Genomic DNA, 22,085 nt, shown 5'->3' on the forward strand with positions numbered 1-22,085 from the left:
AGTCGACGTAACGCGAGGAGGACGTACGGGATGCTGCGCTTGGGACGGCGTGAATTCGGCGCGCACGAGCCGGTGATCATGGCGATCGTGAACCGGACCCCGGATTCGTTCTACGACCAGGGCGCCACGTTCCGCGACGAGCCCGCGCTCGCCCGCGTCGAGCAGGCGGTGGCGGAGGGTGCCGCCATCATCGACATCGGCGGCGTCAAGGCCGGCCCCGGCGAGGAGGTCTCCGCCGCGGAGGAGGCGCGCCGCACGGTCGGTTTCGTCGCCGAGGTACGGCGCCGGCATCCGGACGTCGTGATCAGCGTCGACACCTGGCGGCACGAGGTCGGCGAGGCGGTCTGCGAGGCGGGGGCGGACCTGCTGAACGACGCGTGGGGCGGCGTGGACCCGAAGCTCGCGGAGGTCGCCGCGCGGTACGGCGCGGGCCTGGTGTGCACGCACGCGGGCGGCGCGGAGCCGCGCACGCGGCCGCACCGCACCACGTACGACGACGTGATGGCGGACATCCTGCGCGTCACCGTGGGTCTCGCGGAGCGCGCGGCCGCGCTCGGGGTGCGGCGCGACGGCATCCTCATCGACCCGGGCCACGACTTCGGCAAGAACACCCGGCACAGCCTGGAGGCGACGCGCCGCCTGCCGGAGATGGTGGAGACGGGGTGGCCGGTCCTGGTCTCCCTCTCCAACAAGGACTTCGTCGGCGAGACGCTCGACCGGCCGGTCAAGGAGCGCGTCCTCGGCACGCTGGCCACGACGGCGGTCTCGGCCTGGCTCGGCGCGCAGGTCTACCGCGTCCACGAGGTCGCCGAGACGAGGCAGGTCCTCGACATGGTGGCCTCCATCGCGGGCCACCGGCCGCCGGCCGTCGCCCGCCGGGGGCTGGCGTAGGCGTGGCGAGGGGCCGGGGCACGAGCCCCGGCCCCTCGCCGCGCGGACCGGCTAACGCGGAGTCGCGCCCGTCTCCTTCGTCACCAGCGCCACCGCCTCGTCCACGTCGTCCGTCACGTGGAAGAGCATCAGGTCCCGCTCCGAGGCCTTGCCCTGCGCGATGACGGTGTTCTTCAGCCAGTCGACCAGGCCGGACCAGTACGCCGTGCCGAAGAGCACGATCGGGAAGCGGGTGACCTTTCTGGTCTGCACCAGGGTGAGGGCCTCGAAGAGCTCGTCCAGGGTGCCCAGGCCGCCCGGCAGGACGACGAAGCCCTGCGCGTACTTCACGAACATCGTCTTCCGCACGAAGAAGTAGCGGAAGTTGACGCCGATGTCGACGTGCGGATTCAGCCCCTGCTCGAAGGGCAGCTCGATGCCGAGTCCGACGGAGATGCCCTTCGCCTCGCGCGCGCCCTTGTTCGCGGCCTCCATCGCGCCCGGCCCGCCGCCGGTGATCACCGCGAAGCCCGCCTCCACCAGCGCCTTGCCGATCCGGACGCCCGCCTCGTACTCCGGCGAGTCCACCGGTGTGCGGGCGGAGCCGAAGACGCTGATCGCGCCCGGGAGTTCGGCGAGGGCACCGAAGCCCTCCACGAACTCGGACTGGATGCGCATGACGCGCCACGGGTCGGTGTGCACCCACTCGGAATCGCCCGCGGTGTCCAGCAGCCGCTGATCGGTCGTACCGGGCTGCACCTGCTCACGGCGGCGCAGCACCGGCCCCAGTCGCTGTTCCGCGAGCGCCCGCAGTCCTTCGGCCTCGGCCTCGGGGTTGCCCATGACCTGCTCCCTCCGCTGAACATCGTTTCCCGCTCAGGGTAGGGCGACGCACATGACGAATGGCGAAATTACGGTGGTCAGGCAGTGAGCCAGTCGTACAGGCGCCGCTCGCAGTGGGTGATCTTGTCGACGGCGACGTGCTCGTTCCGCTTGTGCGCGAAGAGCGGGTCGCCGGGGCCGTAGTTGACCGCGGGCACGCCCAGCGCGCTGAACCGGGCCACGTCCGTCCAGCCGAACTTGGGCCGCGCCGCGCCGCCCACGGCCTCCATGAAGGCCGCCGCGGCGGGGTGCGAGAGGCCCGGCAGCGCGCCGCCGGTGTGGTCGTCGACCACGAACTCGTCGACGCCGCAGTCCGCGAAGACCTCGCGCACGTGGGCCTCGGCCTCCTCCATGGAGCGGTCGGGCGCGTAGCGGAAGTTGACGACGACGGTGCACTCGTCGGGGATCACGTTCGTCGCGACGCCGCCCTCGATGCCGACGGCGTTGAGCCCCTCGCGGTACTCCAGCCCGTCGATCACCGGCCGCCTCGGCTCGTACGCGGCCAGCCTGGCCAGGACGGGGGCCGCGGCGTGGATGGCGTTGGAGCCCATCCAGGAACGCGCGGAGTGGGCGCGCTCGCCCGTCATCCGCAGGTGGACCCGGAGGGTGCCCTGGCAGCCGCCCTCGACCTCGCCGTCGGAGGGCTCCAGCAGGATCGCGAAGTCCCCGGCCAGCCACTCGGGGTGTGCGGCGGCCACATGCCCGAGGCCGTTCAGGTGGGCGGCGACCTCTTCGTTGTCGTAGAAGACGAAGGTCAGGTCGCGGTTGGGCTCCGGCACGGTCGCGGCGATGCGCAGCTGGACGGCGACGCCCGACTTCATGTCCGAGGTGCCGCAACCCCACAGGATGCCGTTCTCGTCCAGGCGCGAGGGGACGTTGTCGGCGATCGGCACGGTGTCGATGTGCCCGGCCAGGACGACGCGCTCGGGGCGGCCCAGGTTCGTACGGGCGACGACGTTGTTGCCGTACCGGTCGACCGTCAGGTGCGGAAGGGTCCGCAGCGCCTGTTCGATCGCGTCGGCGAGGGGCTTCTCGGTGCCGCTGACGGAGGGGAAGTCGACGAGCGCGGCGGTGAGCGCGGGACCGTCCAGGGTCAGGTCGAGCGTGGCTGCGGAGGCGGTCGCGGGCATGGTCTCGGACATGGTGACGAGCCTATCCCGGCCTCCAGTACGGTGGGCTCGTGTCCGAGTCCACCCGCCCCCGCAACCCCAGGATCGCCCGCACCGCCGTCGCGTTCGCCGTACTGCTGGCACTCGCCGGGTACGTGGTGGCGCAGTACATGACGACGGGCAAGGGCGGCCCGCAGTGCACGGTGGGCACCGGCTCGCACACGTACCGGCTCACCCCCGAGCAGGCGTCGAACGCCGCGACGATCTCCGCCGTCGGCACCACGCGCGGGCTGCCGGAGCGCGCGGTCACGATCGCGCTGGCGACCGCCCTGCAGGAGTCGGCGCTGCGCAACATCCGGCACGGCGACCGGGACTCGATCGGCCTGTTCCAGCAGCGCCCGTCGCAGGGCTGGGGCACCGTGGAGCAGATCATGGACCCGGTCTTCTCGGCGAGCCGGTTCTACGAGCGCCTGGCCGAGGTCCCGGGGTACTCGCGCCTGCCGCTGACGGTCGCCGCGCAGCGCGTGCAGCGCAGCGGGTTCCCGCAGGCGTACGCGAAGCACGAGCCGGACGCCGCGCTGCTGGCCGCCGCGCTGACCGGGCGGTCGGCGGCGTCGCTGACCTGTACGCCGGGCAGCGCCGTACCGGAGGCGGGCGATCCGGCGAAGGTGCGCGCGGAGTTGGTGCGGTCGTTCGGCGAGGAGGTGCTGCCGAAGGCCCAGGGCGCGGCCTCCTCGGAGATCGCCCTGCCGGTGGCGGCGTTGGTGGAGTCCGCCGGGCCGGAGGGCGCGGCCGCGGGCGGCGACGACGGCACGGAGGGCTCGCGGCGCGGCTGGGAGCTGGCGCAGTGGGCGGTGGCGCAGGCGGACGCGCTGGGCATCGCGCAGGTGTCGTACGCCGGCCGCGTATGGAGCGTCGAGCGGTCGGCCGAGGGCTGGCGGGCGGATGACGATTCCCGCGAGCCGGGCGATGCACACACCGGCGAAGTCCGTATCCGGGTCGCACAGTAGCGCTGGAATTCACTCTCCCGAATTACTCGGCGGCTTGCCCCCGCGCCTTTTTCCGCCGACCTCGCGCCCTCCCTCGCCGATCCTCGTCCTTTTCCTTGCGGCGCCTGGGGAGTGACGGTTCTGCGAAGGGTTCCCGACCCTCGCCCCTACACCTCACTTTGCCCGTTTTTGCGTGAAGCAGATAATGCGATGCATTACCAACTCTTTACCTCGGGCCACCGCAACCTCCCCCGCCCTCCGACCGGTTGTCACAGCGTCCGATCGTCGGACAGACAACGACCTCTCCCGTCGAAGGAGCATCATGTCCCTCCCCCTGACCCGTCGGATCGCCCGTGCCGCGCTGCTGATCGCAGCGGGCGCAGCTCCCGTGGTCGGTGCGGCCGGCTCCGCAAACGCCGTGGATCTGCCCCAGGCCACCGACCTCGGCGGCGTCTCCAGCCTCGACACCGCTTCGGCCTCCGACACCGTGGGCGGCGCCTCCCGTGGCGCCACCGACCTGGCCGGCGAGGCCGGCGGCTCGGCGGTGAAGAAGTCCGTGCCGGCCGTCGGCGACACCGTCGCCAAGACGGGCGAGACCACGACGCCCGCCGCCCAGCAGGCCGTCGGCGACGCCGCGGGCAACGCCGGTGACCTCGTCGGCGGCGCCGCCTCCGCCGCCCCGACCGACGCGCTCGGCGGCGGCCTGCCGGCGGCCCCGCAGCTCCCGGCCGGCGGGCTCCCGGCGCTCGGCTGACGCCGCCGCGTACCGGCACACGCACCACGAAGGGCCCGAGGAGCGGATGCGTCGCTCCTCGGGCCCTTCGGCGTGTACGCGCCCTTCGGCGTGTACGCGGGCCGGTCGGGCGGGCGTCAGCCCAGCCGCTTCACCGCGGCCTCGATCCGCTCGTCCGTGGCCGTGAACGCCACCCGCACGAACCGCTCCCCCGCCTCGCCGTAGAAGTCACCCGGCGCCACCAGGATCCCCGACTCCGCCAGGTACGCCACGGTCTCCCAGCACGGCTCGTCGCGCGTCGCCCACAGGTACAGGCTCGCCTCGCTGTGCTCGATCCGGAAGCCGTGCGACTCCAGGGCCCCGCGCAGCGCCGCGCGCCGTGCCGCGTACCGGGCGCGCTGCTCCGCCACATGGGCGTCGTCGCCGAGCGCCACGACCGTCGCCGCCTGCACCGGCGCGGGCGTGATCATGCCGCCGTGCTTGCGGATCTGCAGCAGCTCGCCGAGGACGGCCTCGTCGCCCGCGAGGAACGCGGCGCGGTAGCCGGCCAGGTTGGAGCGCTTGGAGAGCGAGTGGACGGCGACGATGCCCTCGTACGAACCGCCGCAGACGTCCGGGTGCAGGACGGAGACGGGGTCGGCCTCCCAGCCGAGCTCCAGGTAGCACTCGTCGCTGAAGAGCAGCACGCCGTGCTCGCGCGCCCACGCGACGATCCGCACCAGCTCGTCCTTGGCGAGCACGCGGCCCGTCGGGTTGGACGGCGAGTTCAGCCACAGCAGCTTGAGGTTGAGCCCGGCCGGGTCGAGCTCCGTCGGGTCGTCGTACACGACCGGGGTCGCGCCGCACAGCCGCGCGCCGACCTCGTACGTCGGGTACGCGAGCCGCGGGTAGGCGACCGCGTCACCCGCGCCCAGCCCCAGCTGGGTGGGCAGCCAGGCCACCAGCTCCTTGGAGCCGACCACCGGCAGCACGTTGGTGTGCGCGAGCCCGCGCCCGCCCAGGCGCCGCTCGCACCAGCCGGTGATCGCGTCGCGCAGCTCGGGCGTCCCCCACACCATCGGATAGCCCGGCGAGTCGGCGGCGCCGGCCAGGGCACGCCGGATCAGCTCGGGGACGGGGTCGACCGGCGTACCGACGGACAGGTCCACGATGCCGTCCGGGTGGGCGGCGGCCGTCTTCTTGTACGGCTCGAGCTTGTCCCACGGGAAAACGGGCAGGCGCGAAGAGACGCGCGAGGAGGCGGGGGACACGGTGCGGGCTCTCTTTCTCTACGTACGGCTTCTCTGCGTACGGCTTCTGTGCGTACGGGTCCGGCGACCACGGCCACACCCGTACGGCCAAACACGTCGGTCCCGTACAGCGGACGAAGCCGTACGGGACCGAGGGCGCGCCGTCAGCCGTTAGGGTTGGCCGGAAGCGCGGCGATGAAGGGGTGGTCGCGCTCGATCAGGCCGAGCTTGGAGGCACCACCCGGCGAGCCCAGGTCGTCGAAGAACTCGACGTTCGCCTTGTAGTAGTCCTTCCACTCCTCCGGGGTGTCGTCCTCGTAGAAGATCGCCTCGACCGGGCAGACCGGCTCACAAGCACCGCAGTCGACGCATTCGTCCGGGTGGATGTACAAGGACCGCTGGCCCTCGTAGATGCAGTCGACGGGGCACTCCTCGATGCACGCCTTGTCCTTCACGTCGACACAAGGCTGTGCGATGACGTAGGTCACGCTGTCGTTCCTCCTTGGTAGGGCTCTGGCTTGCGCGGGAGCGCGGCGTCGTCGATGCCCGCACCTAGTATCTCCGTTCTTGGTAACGATCCGAACATGAGGGGCGCGCGGAGCTGTGGAATTCACTGCTGGCGGACGGCTGGAGGTCCGCATCACCCCGGCTGACGTGGGGAAACGCGTCTCCGTCCGCCGGTTGGGCGACCCCGGTGCGGGCCGGGAGACGTTCACCGACACGGTCGGCGTTCTCACATCATGGGACAAGGGTGTGCTGCTGATCACACGCCGGACCGGTGAGACCGTCCGCATCCCGGAATCCTCGCTGGTCGCGGGCAAGGTGGTCCCCGCGGCGCCGGCCCGCCGCCGCGGCCCCGCCGCCGACTTCCCGGAGCTCGCGCCGGTGCTGGCGCGCGCCTGGCCGCCGGTGGAGAGCGAGCCGCTCGGCGGGTGGACGCTGAGGGCGGCGTTCGAGGAGGTGCCGCCCGAAGGGCGTCCGGGAGGGGTGGTGGCCGGGCGACGGGTGGGCTTCACGCGGCGGGCCAACTCGGCGCTGCCGCTCGGCGATCCCGGCATACCCCTGGACGAGGCGCTCGCGCGGGTGCGCTCCTGGTACGAGGAGCGGGGCCTGCCGCCGTACGTCCAGGCCGCGACCGGGGCCGAGGGCACGCAGGAGCGGCTGTGCGCGGCGCTGGAGGAGCGGGGGTGGCGGCGTGAGGTGACCGCGGAGGTGCGGATCGGGGCGCTCGCGCCGGTCGCGGACCTGGTGGAGCCGGAGGGCGTCGTCCTGTCCCGTGAGATCGACGAGGCGTGGCTGCGACGGTACAACCGGTCCGGGGTGCCGGGGCCGCACGTGCTGAAGGTGCTGGCCGGCGGACCGTCGGTGTGGTTCGCCTCCGTACCGGACCCGGAGGGCGGCGAGGTGCCGGCCGCGATCGGGCGGTGCGTCGTCGACGGGCGGTGGGCCGGCTTCGCGGCGGTCGAGGTGGACCCGGCGTACCGGCGCCGGGGGCTGGCCACGGCGGTCATGGCGGCGCTGGCGCGCCGCGCGCTGGAGGAGGGCGCGTCGGCGGCCTGGCTCCAGGTGGAGGAGGACAACGGCGGTGCCCGCGCGCTGTACGACGGGATGGGCTTCGCCCTCCACCACCGCTACCACCACTTCCGGTCCCCCGAATCGGGTACGTGACCGGTATGCAACACACGAGCGAATGGCAGCGCCGGTTCGCCGAGGCGGCCCGCGAGGAACGGCCGGACCTGGCGACACTGTGCCTGCTGGTGGGCGCGGAGGCCGACCCGGAGCTGGGCGAGGCCGGGATCGACGCCGCCGAGATCGAGCTGGACCGGCTGGCCGGGCTGGTGCCGTACGGCCTGCGCGAGCCGCACGACTGGGCCGTCGCGCTCGCCGAACTGCTCGGTGAGCGGTGCGGCTTCCACGGCACGCCCGGCGACTACGAGCGTCTGGAGTCGTCGCTGCTGCACGAGGTGCTGCGGCGCCGCCGGGGCCTGCCGATCCTGCTGTCCGTCGTCTGGATCGAGGTGGCGCGGCGGGCGGGCGCGCCGGTGCACGGCGTCGCGCTGCCGGGCCACTTCGTCGTGGGCTTCGGCGGGCCGGACGAGCGGGTCCTGGTGGACCCGTTCGACCGGGGCCTGCTGCTGACCGGTACGGACGTGGAGCTGCTGGTGGCGGGCGCGACCGGCGAGCCGCTGCGCCCGTCGATGCTGCGCCCCGCCGACCCGTTGGACGTCGTGCTGCGGATCCTCAACAACATCCGCGCCTGGGCCGCCGCCCGGCCCGAGTGCTCGCACGTGGCGCTGTGGGCGGTGGAGCTGTCCCTGCTGCTGCCGTCCCATCCGGCGCGGCTGCGGTACGAGCGCGCCCAGCTGCTCATCCAGCGGGGCGACTTCGTCGCGGGTGCGGCGGAGATGGACGCGTACGCGGAGGTGGTGGCGGGGGTCGAGCCGGTGGCGGCGGGGAAGATCCGGGACCTGGCGCGGGCGGCGCGGGCAATGCTGAACTGACGGCCGTCCCGTCGCGAGGGGCGCGGCGCTAGGGGGTGTCTTGTCGATCAGGCCGGATCAGGGAGCGGCGTCTGGTGCCGTGTATCGCAAGGCGGAGGAGGGAGCCACTGCGGAGCATTGGCGACCGACGACAACGCGGCGAGGCGCGGTGCCAGGCGTCGTGAGCCCGGCAAGATCGGCAAGACACCCCCCTAGTCGCGGTCGACGTGCTCGCGCAGGACCCGGCCGTTCGCCGCGTCGACGTCGTACGTCGTCTTGTACCAGTCCTTGGTGGTGACGACGTCGACGGACCAGATGAGGCGGTTGGCGTCGTCCTCGTCCAGCTGGACCGCGGTGACGGTGCCCTTCCTCTTGTCGGTGGCGGTCTTCGCGGCCTGCTGCGGGGTCCGCTCGGCCCGGCCCAGCCGGTCGGTGAGCTCGCGCTTGTCGTCGGCGTCCTGGCCGCGCTCGACCTGGGAGCGGGTCACCTTGCCGGTGACGGCGTCGATGTGGAGGGTGCGTACGGTGCCGTCGGTGCCGGCGACCTTGGCGACCCACTCGGGCGCGCCGGGTGTGGGGCCGGTGCCGGGGCTCGGGCTCGCGGGGGACGGCGTGGCGGGGCTCGGGTTGAACGGGTTGGCGGTGTCCCCGGGGCTGGGCGAGCCGGGGCTGGGGCTCGCGGCGGTCGCGCGCTTGAGCTCGATCTCCACGAGCTTGCCCCGCGGCACCTCGCCCACCGCCGTGGCGGCCGCCTTGTCCCAGCCGACCTTGGCCGCCGGGACGAGGGCCTTGCGCTCGGCCTGGTCCTGGGTGAGGCGTGGGCTCGGCGTCGCGTGCGTGGGGGTGGGCGCGGCGGCGCCGGCCCGGGTCACCTCTTCGGCCCCGCAGGCGGTGACCAGCGCGGCGGAACCGGCGAGGGCGCACACGGCGGCGATGGCACGGACACGGAGGGTGCGGTTCGTCACGCTCATGTGGCCACCCGTACCGCCGGGGCGGGACCGCCATGCGGAGGGACCGGAAGCCAACCCGATCGGCCGAAGCCGTCACCGGGGCCCGCGTCCATGTGGTCGTGGCTCCGGTGACGGCCGGGTCTTCGCCCGTTACGGGCAGCTGATGCGGGTGTCGCCCGGGTCGGTGGTGCAGGTGTCGGAGTTGGGGCCTCCGTTGGCCCGGGAGTTGTTCACGGTGGTGGTCGCCGAGGCGGTGTTGTCGCCGAGGTCGGGGTCGTCGGGTTCGGTGGTGGCGTCGACCGTGGCAATATCGGTCAGCGTGCCGGTCGACCGCGGTTCGGCGCGTTCAGCGGACCGAACCGCCCGCCCTCCGGGAGGCGTTCGGGCCTGTCGCGGCCGACCTGCCCGAGAGAGACGATGACGCACCCTTCCCTCGCCCGGCTCACCGCCCTCGTGCCTCCCCCCTCGACCCGCCGGAGCCCCGACTGGTCGCCTGTCGAGGCCGCACTCGGCAGTCCGCTGCCCGACGACTACAAGCGGATCATCGAGACGTACGGCGGCGGGGTCTTCGACGAGACCATCTGGGTGCTCGAGCCGGGCTGCTCCGACGAGGACTACGACCTCCTCGCCGAGGCCGAGGCGTGCGGCGACGCACTGGCCGGGCTCTGGGCCGCGGGCGAGCCCCAGCCCGCCGCACTCCGGGCCGAGGGCGCACGGGTGATCCCCTGGGCCTACGTCGAGGGCGCCGGCCACTACCTGTACTGGCTCGCCGGGCCGGGGCAGGAGCCCGCGGAGTGGACGGTGCTGCTCAACGAGGGGCGAGGGCCGGAGTGGGAACACCACGCCCTGACGTGCGCCGGCTTCCTGGTGGGGGTGCTGACGGGCGAGGTCGAGTCCTGCTACGTCGGCGGCCTGGCGGACGGGCCTCACACCTTCACGCCGAACGCCGACATCCTGTGAGAGCGCCCCTGCGCGCCGCGCAGACGGAAGGAGCCCCCGCCCGGTCCGGGCGGGGGCTCCTTCGCGTACGGGAGGGTCAGCCCTCGCCGTCGAGGTCGATCTCCTCCGTGCGCTCCGCCGGGGTCTTGCCCAGCAGGGCCGTCTGGAGGGCGTGGGCGACGTCGTCGGCGGAGACCTGGTGCTGCTTGCCGTCCGCCTTGGTGATCATGACTCCGTCGAAGACCCCGTCCAGCAGGTCGTTGATCGCCTTCTTGTCGTAGACCTCGACCAGGCGGCCGTTGACCGGCTTCATGGAGAGGATCTTCGGCAGCGAGCGGCCCGGGCCGAACTGGATCTGCTTGCCGCCCGCCTTGATCGTGACCAGGCCGGACATCGCGGGCTTGGCGAACTCGTTCATCGCCCGGTCCAGTTCGGCCTGGGTGATCGTCGGCTGCTTGGTGGTGACGGGGAGCTCGACGACGTTCTCCTTGCCCGTCTCGACCTGGGCGCGGTACGCGTCGCGCACCGAGATCATCGAGCGCAGGACGTCGAGCGACTTGCCGGCCTTGCCCGGGACCGCGACGGGCTTGTTCGGCTGGAAGGTGATCGTGCCCTCGGTGGCCGAGCCGGAGGCGCCCGCCAGGTCCGTCAGGGCGACGCCGAGCTTCTCCTCGTCGACCGGGAACACCGGCTGGGCCACGCGCTCGGCGCCGAAGAGGGAGCCGATGACGGAGACGGGGTTGTAGTCGCTGCCCGCGGCCGCGCGGACCGTCTCCTCGGCGTCCAGGGAGAGGCCCGCCTTGTCCGGGGCCAGCTCCTCCTTCTCGCCGCCCACGGACAGCTGGAGCGGGGCGGTGGCGCGCTTGCCGAAGGCGGCTTCCATCTTCTGGACCGCCTCCTCCTTCGTACCGCCGCCGATGTCGACGCCGAGCACCGTGGTGCCCTTCGGGACCTCGGCGTGGTTGAGGAGCAGACCGGCGCCGTACGCCACACCGGCGAGGCCCACGACGCCCGCACCGAGCAGGACCAGCTTGGAGCGGCCCTTCTTCTTCGGGGCCGGGGCGGCCGCGGGGGCCGGTCGCGCGGGCGCCGGGGCGGCGGCGGGCTCGGCGGTGGCGTGGGTCGCGGCCACCTGGGCCGGGCCCGTCACCGGGAACGGCGAGGGGGACGGGGACGGGGCGCCGTGGTCGGCGGGGATCACCGGGAGGCCGCTGGTCAGCGTGTCCCCGGAGACGTGCCCGCCCGGCGGCGGACCCACCGGACCCGGAGCCACCGGACCCGGAACCGGGGCGTAGGCGTGCTCCGCGGGCTCGGGGGCCGGCTTCTGCGGTGTCAGTACGGCGGTGTCGTCCGACATGCGCGGGACGGTGTTCATGGAGCCGGTCGCCGGGCCGGTGGTCGGCCCGTTGGGGCCGCCGCCGTGGCCGGGGCCCTGCCCTGGGCCGTACGCCGGCGCGTCCACCGTCCCCACGAGGTCCCGGAGGGCCGACGCGGGCGCCTCGGGTGCGGGCGCCTGAGGCGCGGGGGCGGCGGGCTCGGGTGCGGGCGCGGGGGGCTTGCGCGGGGCGAACCAGTCGCTCGCCGGCTTGTCCTGCGCCGGAGCCGGGCTCTGCGCCTGGCCCTGTGCCTGGCCCTGCGACGGGACCTGTGCCTGCGCCCGGCCCTGCGCCGGGGCCTGGGAGCGCGCCTGCGGCGCGTCCCCGGCGGGCTCCGGCGCCGCCGCGTCCGCCGGGGTCCCGGCCCCGGCGTCCGCCTCGCTCATCGGCTTGCGCATGACGACCGGCGGGATCGGCCGCGAACCCGGGATGTTGATCCGGATGCGCGTCGTCAGCGTGGTTTCGGTCCTGGGCTCGTCCGGCTCCGCGACGGCCCGGGCCGCCTCCTCCGGAGCGTCGTACTGGCGCGATCCGTACGGCGGTGTACCCGAGGGGTACGCGGCTCCGCCGCGCCCCTGGGGGCCGGAGGACGAACTGTCAGTTTCACGACTCAAAGCAGGTTCTCCCGGTTGGCTCCGCCGCCCGCACTCACACCCGCGGGCGCCCGGCGGCGCGCACCACCATACTGGCCGCCGCCGGGACATACCCCGTGCCCGGGAGAACCGGAACGGTCATTCCGGACGAAGTCCGGCGGGTCCGGGCACGTCACACGCCAAGTCGGCCGCTCGGGCCGCCCGATGGCGGCACCCGCACCATGGTGGCGCACATCACAGCGACCGCCATCCCGCCCAGCAGGTAGACGAGCTCGACGACGCCGCCCGCGAAGGCCCCGTCGCCCTCCGGGCGGCCGCGGCTGAGCAGCAGGACGGCGGCGAGCCACCCCGCACCGGCCGCCCCCACGCCCACCGGAGTGCCGGTGAGGCGCAGGGCGCCGTAGAAGAGGCCGGCGGTGCCCGCCAGCGCGAGCAGCAACCCGCCCGGCACCCAGACGCCTTGGACCAACGAGCCCGCGATGCCCACCAGGAAGCCCAGGACGGCGAGGCCCGTGTACGAGGCGGCGCGTGCGGCGCTCACGCCCCGGTCCCTTCCGCGTGCGCCGCGAGCCCAGGGGGCGCCGCAAGCCCCGAGAGCCCCGCGAACAGGTCGCGTTCCCGCTCCCCGGCGGGCGCGCCGGAGCGGCCCTGCACCAACTGGTAGTACTCCGTGGTGAAGAGGGGTTGGCCCAGCTTGTTCGACAGCGCGAAGAACGCGCCCTCCACGGTGATTTGCGTGGCGTGCGCCCGCATCGCGGCCGCCTTCCGCTCCGCGTACGCCGTCCCGTCGATCTCCGCCGTGACGAGGGTGTCGTCGGGCCCGTCGTCCACGAGACCCGGTACGTCCTCGACCGCCGCCACCTCCGGGAAGGCGCCGGCCGCGCGCAGCCGTGCGAAGCCCTCCTCGGCGACCGCCCGCGGCACCCGGTTCCAGTAGATCTTGGCGATCTCGTGGGGGTCGCCGAGGTCGCGCCGGTAGGCGGGTTCGGCGGCGAGTTCGGCCGCGCGCATGGCGACGCGGTGGGCCTGGATGTGGTCGGGGTGGCCGTAGCCGCCGTCGGGGTCGTACGTGATGAGCACCTGGGGCCGTACGGAGCGGATGACCTCGACGAGGTACGGCGCGGCGTCGTCCACGTCCGTGTGCCAGAAGGCGCCGTCGCGGTGGTTCTGCGGGGCGCCCATCATCCCGGAGTCGCGGAAGCGGCCGGGTCCGCCCAGGAAGCGGTGGTCGGTGACGCCGAGCTCCTTCATCGCGGCGGCCAGTTCGCCGACGCGATGAGGGCCCAGCCGGTCCTCCCGGTCGGGTGCGAGATGGGCGAGGCCGGGCGGGATGACCTCGCCCTCCTCGCCCTGTGTGCAGGTCACGAGGGTGACCTGGGCTCCCTCGGCCGCGTACTTGGCCATCGTGGCGCCGTTGTTGATCGACTCGTCGTCGGGGTGCGCGTGCACCAGGAGCAGACGACGGGAGGGCTGTTCCGTCATACGGACACCCTAGAACTTGATCCCCCCGATCATGCCCGCCACGTTGGTCGTCAGCTCACTGATGGTGGGCGCGATGGAGGAGCTCGCCAGGTAGAAGCCGAGCAGCATGCAGACGGCCGCGTGCCCGCCCTTCAGCCCCGACTTCTTGATCAGCAGGAAGACGACGATCGCCAGCAGCACAACCACCGAAATCGAGAGTGCCACGGCGGTTCACCTCCATAGATATTCACGTCGGACCGGGCAGCGCGCATGTGCCGGAGGGTACATACCCATCTGGCCGTACGGATCATAACTATCCGATCTCACGCATCGATCGGTGCACGGCAGCACATGGGGGCGCACGACCGCTAGTTTCGGACGCATGACCTCCAGGCAACAGACCTCAAGGCAACAGCTTTCGTTCCCCCGTCAGTACGCCAGGACCCAGCGCTTCACCCTCGGCGCACCCCGGGCGTTCACCGTCTCACCCGACGGTCACCGGGTCGTCTTCCTCCGCTCACCCGGCTCCACCCACCGCGCCCACCAGCTGTGGCTGCTCGACCTCGAGGGCGAGCCGCGCGAACGCCTCGCCGCCGACCCGGAAGCGCTGCTCGGCGGTGCCGAGGAGCAGTTGCCGCCGGAGGAGCGGGCGCGCCGCGAGCGCAGCCGGGAGGGCGCGGGCGGCATCGTCGGCTACGCGGTGGACGGCGCGGTGGAGTTGGCGGCGTTCGCGCTGTCCGGACGCCTGTTCGCGGCGGAGTTGCGCGCCGGGACGGCGCGCGAACTGCCCGCGCGCGGGCCGGTGATCGACCCGCGCCCCTCCCCCGACGGCCGGCACATCGCGTACGTGGCGCAGGGCGCGCTGCGGGTGACCGGCGCGGACGGGGAGGGCGACCGGGGCCTGGCGGAGCCGGAGGACGCGCACGTCACCTACGGGCTCGCGGAGTTCGTCGCGGCCGAGGAGATGGGCCGCTCGCGCGGTTTCTGGTGGTCGCCGGAGTCGGACCGCCTGCTGGTCGCGCGGGTCGACGACAGCGACGTACAGCGCTGGTGGATCTCGGACCCGGCACATCCGGACCGGCGGCCGGCCGAGGTGGCCTATCCGGCGGCGGGCACGGCCAACGCCGACGTACGGCTGTGCTTCGTCGGGCTGGACGGGTCCCGTACGGAGGTGGAGTGGGACCGGGCGCGCTACCCGTACCTGGCGCGGGTGCACTGGTCGTCGGCGGGGGCTCCGCTGCTGCTGGTGCAGGCGCGGGACCAGCGGACGCAGGCGTACCTGGCGGTGGACACGGCCTCCGGGGCGACGCGGACGGTGCACGTGGACGAGGACCCGGTGTGGCTGGAGCTGCTGCCGGGGGTTCCCGCCTGGGCTCCGGACGGCCGGCTGGTGCGGATCGCGGACGAGGCGGGGGCCCGGGTGCTGGCGGTCGGCGACCGCGCGCTGACCGGGGCGCAGACGCAGCTGCGGGCCGTGCTGGACGTCGGCGACAACGATGTACTCGTCCAGGCGTCGGCGGGCGAGGAGGCGCCCGGACCGGATCCGGAAATTGGCGAGATTCATGTGTACCGGGTCAATGAACTCGGCGTCGAAAGACTGTCCGAGGGCGCGGGGGTGCACTCGGCGGTGCGGTGCGGTGCCGTGACGGTCCTGGCGTCGTCGCGACCCGACGCGCCGGGGCAGACCGTGCGGGTGCTGCGCGACGGCAAGCCGGTGGCGGAGATCGCGTCGTACGCCGAGACGCCGGTGCTGTCGCCGCGCCTGACGCTCACCGAGTCGGGCCCGCACCGCATCCCGTGCGCCGTGCTGCTGCCGCGTGGGTACGAGGAGGGCGACGGGCCGCTGCCGGTGCTCCTGGACCCGTACGGCGGGCCGCACGGGCAGCGGGTGCTGGCCGCGCACAACGCGCACCTGACGTCGCAGTGGTTCGCCGACCAGGGGTTCGCGGTGATCGTGGCGGACGGGCGGGGCGCGCCGGGGCGGTCGCCCGCCTGGGAGAAGGCGGTCAAGGACCGGCTGACGCTGACGGTGGACGACCAGGTGGAGGCGTTGCACGGGCTGGCGGACCGCTTCCCGCTGGACCTGGACCGGGTGGCGATCCGGGGCTGGTCGTTCGGCGGCCTGCTGGCCGGTCTCGCCGTGCTGCGGCGGCCGGACGTGTTCCACGCCGGCGTGGTGGGGGCGCCGGTGACCGACCAGCGCCTGTACGACACGCACTACACCGAGCGGTACCTCGGGATGCCGCAGGAGGCGCCGGAGGTGTACGAGGCGAACTCGCTGGTGGGTGACGACGGTCTGGTGGCGCCGCAGGAGCCGGCCAGGCCGATGATGATCATCCATGGTCTGATGGACGACAATGTGGTGATGGCCCATACGCTCCGGCTGTCGTCGGCGCTGCTGGCGGCCGGCCGGCCCCATGAGGTGCTGCCGCTCACGGGCGTGACGCACATGACGCCGCAGGAGCAGGTGGCCGAAAACCTGCTGCTGCTCCAGGTGGACTTCCTGAAGCGGTCGCTGAACCTGGCCTGAGAAGGCGACCGGCCGGGGCGAGCTCGCTGCGCCCCGGCCGGTCCACGGCACCCGCACGGCCGTACGCCCTCCAGACTGGCGTGTCCGTATATCGGAGCGAAGTCCGTGCCGTTACCCGGCCGTTAAGCACTGAGTGACCGTCAGGTGGGCCGGTCAGAGGGACGGCCCGGGCGCCACCACCCGCCTCTCCTCCGCGAAGTGGCAGGCCGAGTCGTGCCGCGCCGGGCCCTCCCGGTGCGCCAGCGGCACCGGCACGGCCAGCGGCGGTACCTCCACGGCGCAGGTGTCGCGCGCCTTCCAGCAGCGGGTGCGGAAGCGGCACCCGGAAGGCGGGTCGGCGGGGGACGGCACGTCACCCGTGAGCAGGATCCGCTCGCCCCGCGACGCCCGCGCCGCCGGGTCGGGCACCGGCACCGCCGACAGCAGGGCCTGGGTGTACGGGTGCGTGGGGTGGTCGTAGATCTCGGTGTCGGTGCCGGTCTCGACGATCCTGCCGAGGTACATCACGCCGACCCGGTCGGAGATGTGCCGCACGATCGACAGGTCGTGCGCGATGAAGACGTAACTCAGGCCGAACTCGTCCTGGAGGCGCTCCAGCAGGTTGATCACCTGCGCCTGTACGGAGACGTCGAGGGCGGACACCGGTTCGTCGGCCACGATGACCTCGGGGCGCAGGGCGAGGCCGCGCGCGATGCCGATGCGCTGGCGCTGGCCGCCGGAGAACTGGTGGGGGTAGCGGTTGATGTACTCGGGGTTGAGGCCGACGACGTCGAGCAGTTCGCGCACCCGGCGGCGTCGGTCGCCCTTCGGCGCGGCCTCGGGGTGGATCTCGTACGGCTCGCCGACGATGTCGCCGACCGTCATGCGCGGGTTGAGGGAGGTGTACGGGTCCTGGAACACCATCTGGATGTTGCGGCGGATGGCCTTGAGGGCGCGGCCGGAGAGCCGGGTGATGTCCTCGCCCTTGTACAGGATCCGCCCGGCCGTGGGCCGTTCGAGGCTGACGAGCATCCGGGCGAGGGTGGACTTGCCGCAGCCGGACTCCCCCACGATGCCGAGCGTCTCACCCGCGTCCAGCGCGAAGTCGACGCCGTCGACGGCCTTGACGGCGCCGGTCTGCTTCTTGAACAGGACGCCCTGGGTGAGGGGGTAGTGCTTGACGAGCCCGCGCACCTCAAGAATCGGCGGCATGGAGGGTCTCCTTCCAGAAGTGGCAGGCGCTGCCCCGCTCGTCGGACACCTCGTGGAGCGGCGGTTCGTCGATGCGGCACACGTCGCGGGCGCGCGGGCAGCGCGGGTGGAAGGGGCAGCCGGGCGGGATGTCCAGCAGGCTCGGCGGCAGGCCCTTGATGGCGTACAGCTCCCTGCCCTTGTCGGTCAGGCGCGGGATCGAGTCGAGCAGCCCGGCGGTGTAGGGGTGGGCGGGGGCCCGGTAGAGGTCGTGGACGGGCGCGGTCTCGACGATCCGGCCCGCGTACATGACGGCGATCCGGTCGGCGACGTCGGCGACGACGCCGAGGTCGTGGGTGATGAGGATCAGTCCCATGCCGAGGTCGCGCCGCAGCTCGGCGAGGAGCTCCATGATCTGGGCCTGGACGGTGACGTCGAGGGCGGTGGTGGGCTCGTCGGCGATGATGAGGGCCGGTTCCAGCGCCATCGCCATGGCGATCATGATGCGCTGGCGCATGCCGCCGCTGAACTGGTGCGGGTACTGCCCGACCCGCTCGCGGGCCGCCGGGATGCGGACCCGGTCCATCAGCTCGACGGCCTTGGCGCGGGCGTCGCGCCTGGACATGCCCCGGTGGACGACGAACATCTCGCCGAGCTGGTCGCCCACGGTGAGCACCGGGTTGAGCGCCGACAGGGCGTCCTGGAAGACCATCGCCATCTCGGCGCCGCGGATCCGGCGCCGGGCGTCCTCCTTGAGCGTGAGCAGGTCGCGGCCCTTGAAGAGGATCTCGCCGCCCGTGATCCGGGCCGGCGGCGTGTCGAGGATGCCCATGACGGCCTGCGCGGTGACGGACTTGCCGGAGCCCGACTCACCGAGCACGGCGAGGGTCTCGCCGGCGTCGACCGCGTACGAGACGCCGTTGACGGCCTTGGCGATCCCGTCGCGGGTACGGAACTCCACGCGCAGGTCGCGTACCTCCAGCAGGGTGTCGGACATGGCGGCGGCTCCTGGGGATCAGCGCAGCTTCGGGTCGAGGGCGTCGCGCACGGCGTCGCCGAGCATGATGAAGGCGAGCACCGTGAGGGAGAGGGCTCCGGCCGGCCAGAGCAGCATGTGCGGGGCGTTGCGGATCTGCGGGGCGGCGTTCGAGATGTCGATGCCCCAGGAGACGGTCGGCGGGCGCAGGCCGACGCCGAGGAAGGACAGCGTGGCCTCCAGGGCGATGTACGTGCCCAGCGCGATGGTCGCCACGACGATGACGGGCGCGACGGCGTTGGGCGCGACGTGGCGCAGCAGCATGCGCCCGCTGCCCGCGCCGAGCGCCCGCGCGGCCTGGACGTAGTCGTGCTCCCTGGCGGTGATGACGGCGCCGCGGGCGATGCGGGCGACCTGGGGCCAGCCGAGCAGCACGATGAAGCCGACCACGGGCCACACGGTGGAGCTGGTGACGACGGAGAGGAACACCAGGCCGCCGAGGACGACGGGGATGCCGAAGAACACGTCGGCGGTGCGCGACAGCAGCGCGTCCGACCAGCCGCCGAAGAAGCCGGCGAGCCCGCCGAGCAGGCTGCCCAGCAGCGCGGCGCCGAGGGTGGCGCACACGCCGACGGTGATGGAGGCGCGGGCGCCGTACACCGTACGGGTGTAGACGTCACAGCCCTGGGTGTCGTACCCGAACGGGTGACCCGGTGCCGGGCCCTGCTGCGACCTGGACAGGTCGCACCGCAGCGGGTCGCCGGAGGTGAGGATCTGCGGCCAGAGGGCGATCAGGACGAGGAAGACGATGAGGAGGGCGGAGACGACGAAGACGGGGTTGCGGCGCAGCTGGTGCCAGGCGTCGCTCCACAGGGAGCGGGGGCGGCGGTCGTCGGCCCCGAGCGTGCCGGCCTCGGCGACGGCGAGGTCCATGGCGCCGCCCGCGCCGGTCGGGGCGACGGCGTCGAACCGGTCGCGTGCGGGTTCAGGCATAACGGATCCTCGGGTCCAGGACCGCGTACAGCAGGTCGACGAGCAGGTTCGCCACCAGGAAGACGATGACCAGGATCGTCACGAAGCCGACGACCGTGGGCGCGTTGTTGCGGAGGATGCCCTGGTAGAGCTGGTAGCCGACGCCGTGGATGTTGAAGATCCGCTCGGTGACGATGGCGCCGCCCATGAGCGAGCCGATGTCGGCGCCGATGAAGGTGACGACGGGGATGAGCGAGTTGCGCAGCACGTGCCGGGTGATGACCCGGTGGCGGGGCAGTCCCTTGGCGATGGCGGTGCGGACGTAGTCGGCGCGGATGTTCTCGGCGATGGACGTACGGCTCAGGCGGGTGACGTACGCCAGGGACACCAGCGCCAGCACCGTGCCGGGCAGGAGCAGTTCGTCGAAACGGGCGTCCGGGGAGACGGAGGGGCGCACCCAGCCCCACTGCACGCCGAGGAGGTACTGGAGGAGGTAGCCGGAGACGAAGGTGGGGACGGAGATCACCACGAGCGTGAGGACGAGCAGGCCGGTGTCGAGGGGGCGGCCGCGCTTGAGGCCGCTGACGACGCCGAGGGTGATGCCGATGAGGACTTCGATGACGATGGCGACGAGGGTGAGGCGGAGGGTGACGGGGAAGGCGGAGGCCATCAGTTCGGTGACGCGGCGGCCGTTGAAGGCGGTGCCGAAGTCGCCGCGGAAGATCTGGCCCATGTAGAGCAGGTACTGCTTCCACAGGGGTTCGTCGAGGTGGAGTTCCGCGCGGATGCGGGCGGCGGTGGCGGGGTCGGGTTCGCGGTCGCCGAAGAGCGCGGCGACCGGGTCGCCGAGGGCGTACACCATGAAGAAGATGAGGAAGGTGCTGCCGATGAACACCGGGATCATCTGGAGCAGCCGCCGGATCACATAGCGTCCCATGGGGGCTCCGGTCGTCGTCGGGCGCGGTGGGGGCGGAATGCTCGCGCGGGCGTCAGCTGACCTTGATCCGGTCGTAGACCGGGACGCTGAACTGGTTCAGGGCCACGTCGGACAGGCGCTCGGAGTAGCCGGCGCTGCCGTTCTGGTACCAGAGCGGGATGACCGGCATCTGCTCGGCGAGGATCCGCTCGGCGGCCTGGAAGTCCTTGACCGCCTGGGCCTGGTCGGTCGTGCGGTTGGCCTTGTCGACGAGCGCGTCGAACCGCTGGTCGCTGAACTTGCCGTGGTTGGCGGAGCCGCCGGTGTAGTACAGCGGCTGGAGGAAGTTCTGGATGAGCGGGTAGTCGGCCTGCCAGCCGGAGCGGAAGGGGCCGGACATCCGGAAGGTCGTGGTGCGGTTGCGGTAGTCGGCGAAGGTGCCGACGGGGTCGACGGTGCAGACGGGCCCCTTGTCCAGCGCGTTGTTGACGCTGTTGCAGACGGCGTCCATCCAGGCGCGGTGCGAGCCGGTGTCGACGTTGGAGGTCAGCGTCAGCCGCCCGCCGGGCAGGCCGCCGCCCTCCTCGATGAGCTTCTTGGCCCGGGCCGGGTCGTACGCGCACGTGTCGCCGCAGAGCTGCGTGTGGCCGCCCTCGCGGCCGAGGGCCGGGGAGGTCCAGTCCTTCGCGGGCGTGCGGGTGCCCTGGTAGATCTGCCGGGTGATCTCGTCGCGGTTGATGGCCATGGACAGGCCGCGGCGGACCTTCTCCATGCCGGGCTTGGCCCACTCCGGCCGGTACATCGGGAAGGCGAGGGTCTGGAGGATGAGGGCGGGCTGGTTGATGTAGCGGTCGCCGAGGTCGTTCGCGGCGTTCTTCAACTGCTGCGCGGGGACGTCGTCGACGAGGTCGAGGTTGCCGGCCATCAGGTCGGTGTAGGCGGTGTTGTTGTCGGTGTAGACGACGAGGTCCACGCCGCCGTTGCGCGCCTTGTCGGGGCCCCGGTAGCCGTCCCAGCGGCGCAGCTTCATGGCGGAGCCCTTCTGGTACGACTCCACGGCGTAGGGGCCGTTGCCGACCGGCTTGTCCAGCCAGCCGTCGTGGTCGGTGAAGAAGGCGCGGGGCAGCGGGACGAACGCGTGGTAGCCGAGGGTCTCGGGCCAGCTGGAGAAGGTGTCCTTGAGCGTCACGGTGAAGGTCCGGTCGTCCTTGACGACCAGTCCGCTCATCGTCTTGGCCCGGGGGGCGCCGGAGGCGGGGTGGACGTCGTCGTAGCCGGCGATGTCGCTGAAGAAGGGCGCGTTGTTCTGCTTGTTGTCGATGTGCGCCGCGTAGTTCCAGGCGTCGACGAAGGAGCGGGCGGTGACGGGCTCGCCGTTGCTGAAGGTCCAGCCGGGCTTGAGGGTGATGGTGAAGTTCTTCGAGTCGGTCGTCTCGATCTTCTCGGCCACCAGGTCGCGCGCCTCGCCGGTCTCGGGGTCGTACCGCTTGAGGCCGCGGAAGACCATGTCGAGGACCTTGCCGCCCTGGACCTCGTTGGTGTTGGCCGGCTCGATGGCGTTCTGCGGGTCGCCCCAGGAGGAGCGCACGATCCCGTCGGCGCCACCGTCGGCGGCGCCTCCGCCGCAGGCGGTCGCCGCGAGGGCGACGGCCACGGCGCATGCGGCCGACCTGACGTACGTGGCTCCGCGCATGGGGTGCCTCCCGTGGGGGGTCGTCGGTCCCCGGGCCTCCGTCCTCGGTCCCGGCCTGGACCCACATACCACCGCATACCGGGCGGTCCCGCACGCCCATCGCGTCCGCCGGAGTGGCGGGGGCACACGAAGGGCCCCGTCCCGCCGCGGATGCGGCGGGACGGGGGCCCGGGGGTGCGCGGCGCCGCGGGGGGCGGCGGGGAGCACGTGGGGGACA

The 22,085-nt window shown here is 72.9% G+C and carries 21 protein-coding genes; 7 read left to right on the plus strand and 14 right to left on the minus strand.

The window, feature by feature from the left end; all coding sequences use genetic code 11:
- Positions 1–30 precede the first annotated feature (30 nt).
- Positions 31–891 carry a dihydropteroate synthase gene (gene folP, locus AB0A69_RS13395; protein WP_355364120.1) on the plus strand — a complete coding sequence of 287 codons (861 nt, stop codon included), beginning with the start codon at positions 31–33 and terminating at the stop codon, positions 889–891.
- Positions 892–942: 51 nt separating this feature from the next.
- Here folP and AB0A69_RS13400 read toward each other — a convergent pair whose 3' ends face one another.
- Both AB0A69_RS13400 and dapE read right to left on the minus strand, forming a co-directional pair.
- On the minus strand, positions 943–1,713 hold the full coding sequence (locus AB0A69_RS13400; protein WP_361419622.1) for a TIGR00730 family Rossman fold protein: 771 nt from the start codon (positions 1,711–1,713) through the stop codon (positions 943–945).
- Between the two features lie 77 nt (positions 1,714–1,790).
- Complete coding sequence (dapE, locus tag AB0A69_RS13405; RefSeq protein WP_361419829.1) at positions 1,791–2,882, minus strand: succinyl-diaminopimelate desuccinylase; 1,092 nt, start codon at positions 2,880–2,882, stop codon at positions 1,791–1,793.
- Between the two features lie 50 nt (positions 2,883–2,932).
- Between dapE and AB0A69_RS13410 the strand changes: the two genes are divergently transcribed.
- Both AB0A69_RS13410 and AB0A69_RS13415 read left to right on the plus strand, forming a co-directional pair.
- Positions 2,933–3,871, plus strand: a complete 939-nt coding sequence (locus AB0A69_RS13410; RefSeq protein ID WP_361419625.1) for a hypothetical protein — start codon at positions 2,933–2,935, stop codon at positions 3,869–3,871.
- Between the two features lie 301 nt (positions 3,872–4,172).
- A complete protein-coding gene (locus AB0A69_RS13415; RefSeq protein WP_361419628.1) occupies positions 4,173–4,604 on the plus strand; it encodes an ATP-binding protein in 432 nt (143 codons plus the stop codon).
- Positions 4,605–4,720: 116 nt separating this feature from the next.
- Here AB0A69_RS13415 and dapC read toward each other — a convergent pair whose 3' ends face one another.
- On the minus strand, positions 4,721–5,833 hold the full coding sequence (gene dapC / locus AB0A69_RS13420) for a succinyldiaminopimelate transaminase (RefSeq protein WP_361419631.1): 1,113 nt from the start codon (positions 5,831–5,833) through the stop codon (positions 4,721–4,723).
- A gap of 143 nt (positions 5,834–5,976) precedes the next feature.
- Positions 5,977–6,300, minus strand: a complete 324-nt coding sequence (gene fdxA / locus AB0A69_RS13425; RefSeq protein ID WP_361419634.1) for a ferredoxin — start codon at positions 6,298–6,300, stop codon at positions 5,977–5,979.
- A gap of 115 nt (positions 6,301–6,415) precedes the next feature.
- On the opposite strand from fdxA, the gene AB0A69_RS13430 reads away from it, so the two are divergent.
- Together AB0A69_RS13430 and AB0A69_RS13435 are read left to right on the plus strand one after the other, a co-directional pair.
- On the plus strand, positions 6,416–7,480 hold the full coding sequence (locus AB0A69_RS13430) for a GNAT family N-acetyltransferase (RefSeq protein ID WP_361419637.1): 1,065 nt from the start codon (positions 6,416–6,418) through the stop codon (positions 7,478–7,480).
- A 5-nt stretch (positions 7,481–7,485) separates the two neighbouring features.
- Positions 7,486–8,313, plus strand: a complete 828-nt coding sequence (locus AB0A69_RS13435) for a transglutaminase-like domain-containing protein (protein WP_361419640.1) — start codon at positions 7,486–7,488, stop codon at positions 8,311–8,313.
- Positions 8,314–8,504: 191 nt separating this feature from the next.
- Here the strand turns inward: AB0A69_RS13435 and AB0A69_RS13440 are convergent, their stop codons facing one another.
- Positions 8,505–9,263 carry a PepSY domain-containing protein gene (locus tag AB0A69_RS13440; RefSeq protein ID WP_361419643.1) on the minus strand — a complete coding sequence of 253 codons (759 nt, stop codon included), beginning with the start codon at positions 9,261–9,263 and terminating at the stop codon, positions 8,505–8,507.
- A gap of 396 nt (positions 9,264–9,659) precedes the next feature.
- Between AB0A69_RS13440 and AB0A69_RS13445 the strand changes: the two genes are divergently transcribed.
- Positions 9,660–10,202 carry an SMI1/KNR4 family protein gene (locus AB0A69_RS13445; RefSeq protein ID WP_361419646.1) on the plus strand — a complete coding sequence of 181 codons (543 nt, stop codon included), beginning with the start codon at positions 9,660–9,662 and terminating at the stop codon, positions 10,200–10,202.
- A gap of 76 nt (positions 10,203–10,278) precedes the next feature.
- Here AB0A69_RS13445 and AB0A69_RS13450 read toward each other — a convergent pair whose 3' ends face one another.
- The 4 genes from AB0A69_RS13450 to AB0A69_RS13465 form a co-directional block, all read right to left on the minus strand.
- A complete protein-coding gene (locus tag AB0A69_RS13450; RefSeq protein ID WP_361419649.1) occupies positions 10,279–12,171 on the minus strand; it encodes a hypothetical protein in 1,893 nt (630 codons plus the stop codon).
- A 151-nt stretch (positions 12,172–12,322) separates the two neighbouring features.
- The gene (locus AB0A69_RS13455) at positions 12,323–12,691 is read right to left on the minus strand and encodes a DUF6113 family protein (protein WP_361419652.1); all 369 of its coding nucleotides are present in this window, start codon (positions 12,689–12,691) and stop codon (positions 12,323–12,325) included.
- Positions 12,688–13,632: an N-acetyl-1-D-myo-inositol-2-amino-2-deoxy-alpha-D-glucopyranoside deacetylase gene (gene mshB / locus AB0A69_RS13460; protein ID WP_361419655.1), complete on the minus strand. Its 945-nt coding sequence runs from the start codon at positions 13,630–13,632 to the stop codon at positions 12,688–12,690. Before mshB ends, AB0A69_RS13455 begins: the two co-directional genes overlap by 4 nt.
- A 9-nt stretch (positions 13,633–13,641) precedes the next feature.
- A complete protein-coding gene (locus AB0A69_RS13465) occupies positions 13,642–13,836 on the minus strand; it encodes a hypothetical protein (protein ID WP_355364084.1) in 195 nt (64 codons plus the stop codon).
- 157 nt (positions 13,837–13,993) lie between these two features.
- On the opposite strand from AB0A69_RS13465, the gene AB0A69_RS13470 reads away from it, so the two are divergent.
- Positions 13,994–16,141: a prolyl oligopeptidase family serine peptidase gene (locus tag AB0A69_RS13470; RefSeq protein WP_361419658.1), complete on the plus strand. Its 2,148-nt coding sequence runs from the start codon at positions 13,994–13,996 to the stop codon at positions 16,139–16,141.
- Positions 16,142–16,294: 153 nt separating this feature from the next.
- Here the strand turns inward: AB0A69_RS13470 and AB0A69_RS13475 are convergent, their stop codons facing one another.
- The 5 genes from AB0A69_RS13475 to AB0A69_RS13495 are packed head-to-tail and all read right to left on the minus strand — an operon-like array spanning position 16,295 to position 21,868.
- A complete protein-coding gene (locus tag AB0A69_RS13475) occupies positions 16,295–17,332 on the minus strand; it encodes a dipeptide ABC transporter ATP-binding protein (protein WP_361419661.1) in 1,038 nt (345 codons plus the stop codon).
- Complete coding sequence (locus AB0A69_RS13480; protein ID WP_361419664.1) at positions 17,316–18,308, minus strand: ABC transporter ATP-binding protein; 993 nt, start codon at positions 18,306–18,308, stop codon at positions 17,316–17,318. Before AB0A69_RS13480 ends, AB0A69_RS13475 begins: the two co-directional genes overlap by 17 nt.
- Before the next feature lie 18 nt (positions 18,309–18,326).
- Complete coding sequence (locus AB0A69_RS13485) at positions 18,327–19,280, minus strand: ABC transporter permease (protein ID WP_361419667.1); 954 nt, start codon at positions 19,278–19,280, stop codon at positions 18,327–18,329.
- Complete coding sequence (locus AB0A69_RS13490) at positions 19,273–20,196, minus strand: ABC transporter permease (protein ID WP_361419670.1); 924 nt, start codon at positions 20,194–20,196, stop codon at positions 19,273–19,275. The genes AB0A69_RS13485 and AB0A69_RS13490 overlap by 8 nt, the downstream gene beginning before the upstream one ends.
- Positions 20,197–20,248: 52 nt before the next feature.
- Positions 20,249–21,868: an ABC transporter substrate-binding protein gene (locus tag AB0A69_RS13495; RefSeq protein ID WP_361419673.1), complete on the minus strand. Its 1,620-nt coding sequence runs from the start codon at positions 21,866–21,868 to the stop codon at positions 20,249–20,251.
- Positions 21,869–22,085: the final 217 nt, after the last annotated feature.

It is taken from the genome of Streptomyces sp. NPDC045431, from assembly GCF_040646655.1.
GTDB lineage: Bacteria > Actinomycetota > Actinomycetes > Streptomycetales > Streptomycetaceae > Streptomyces.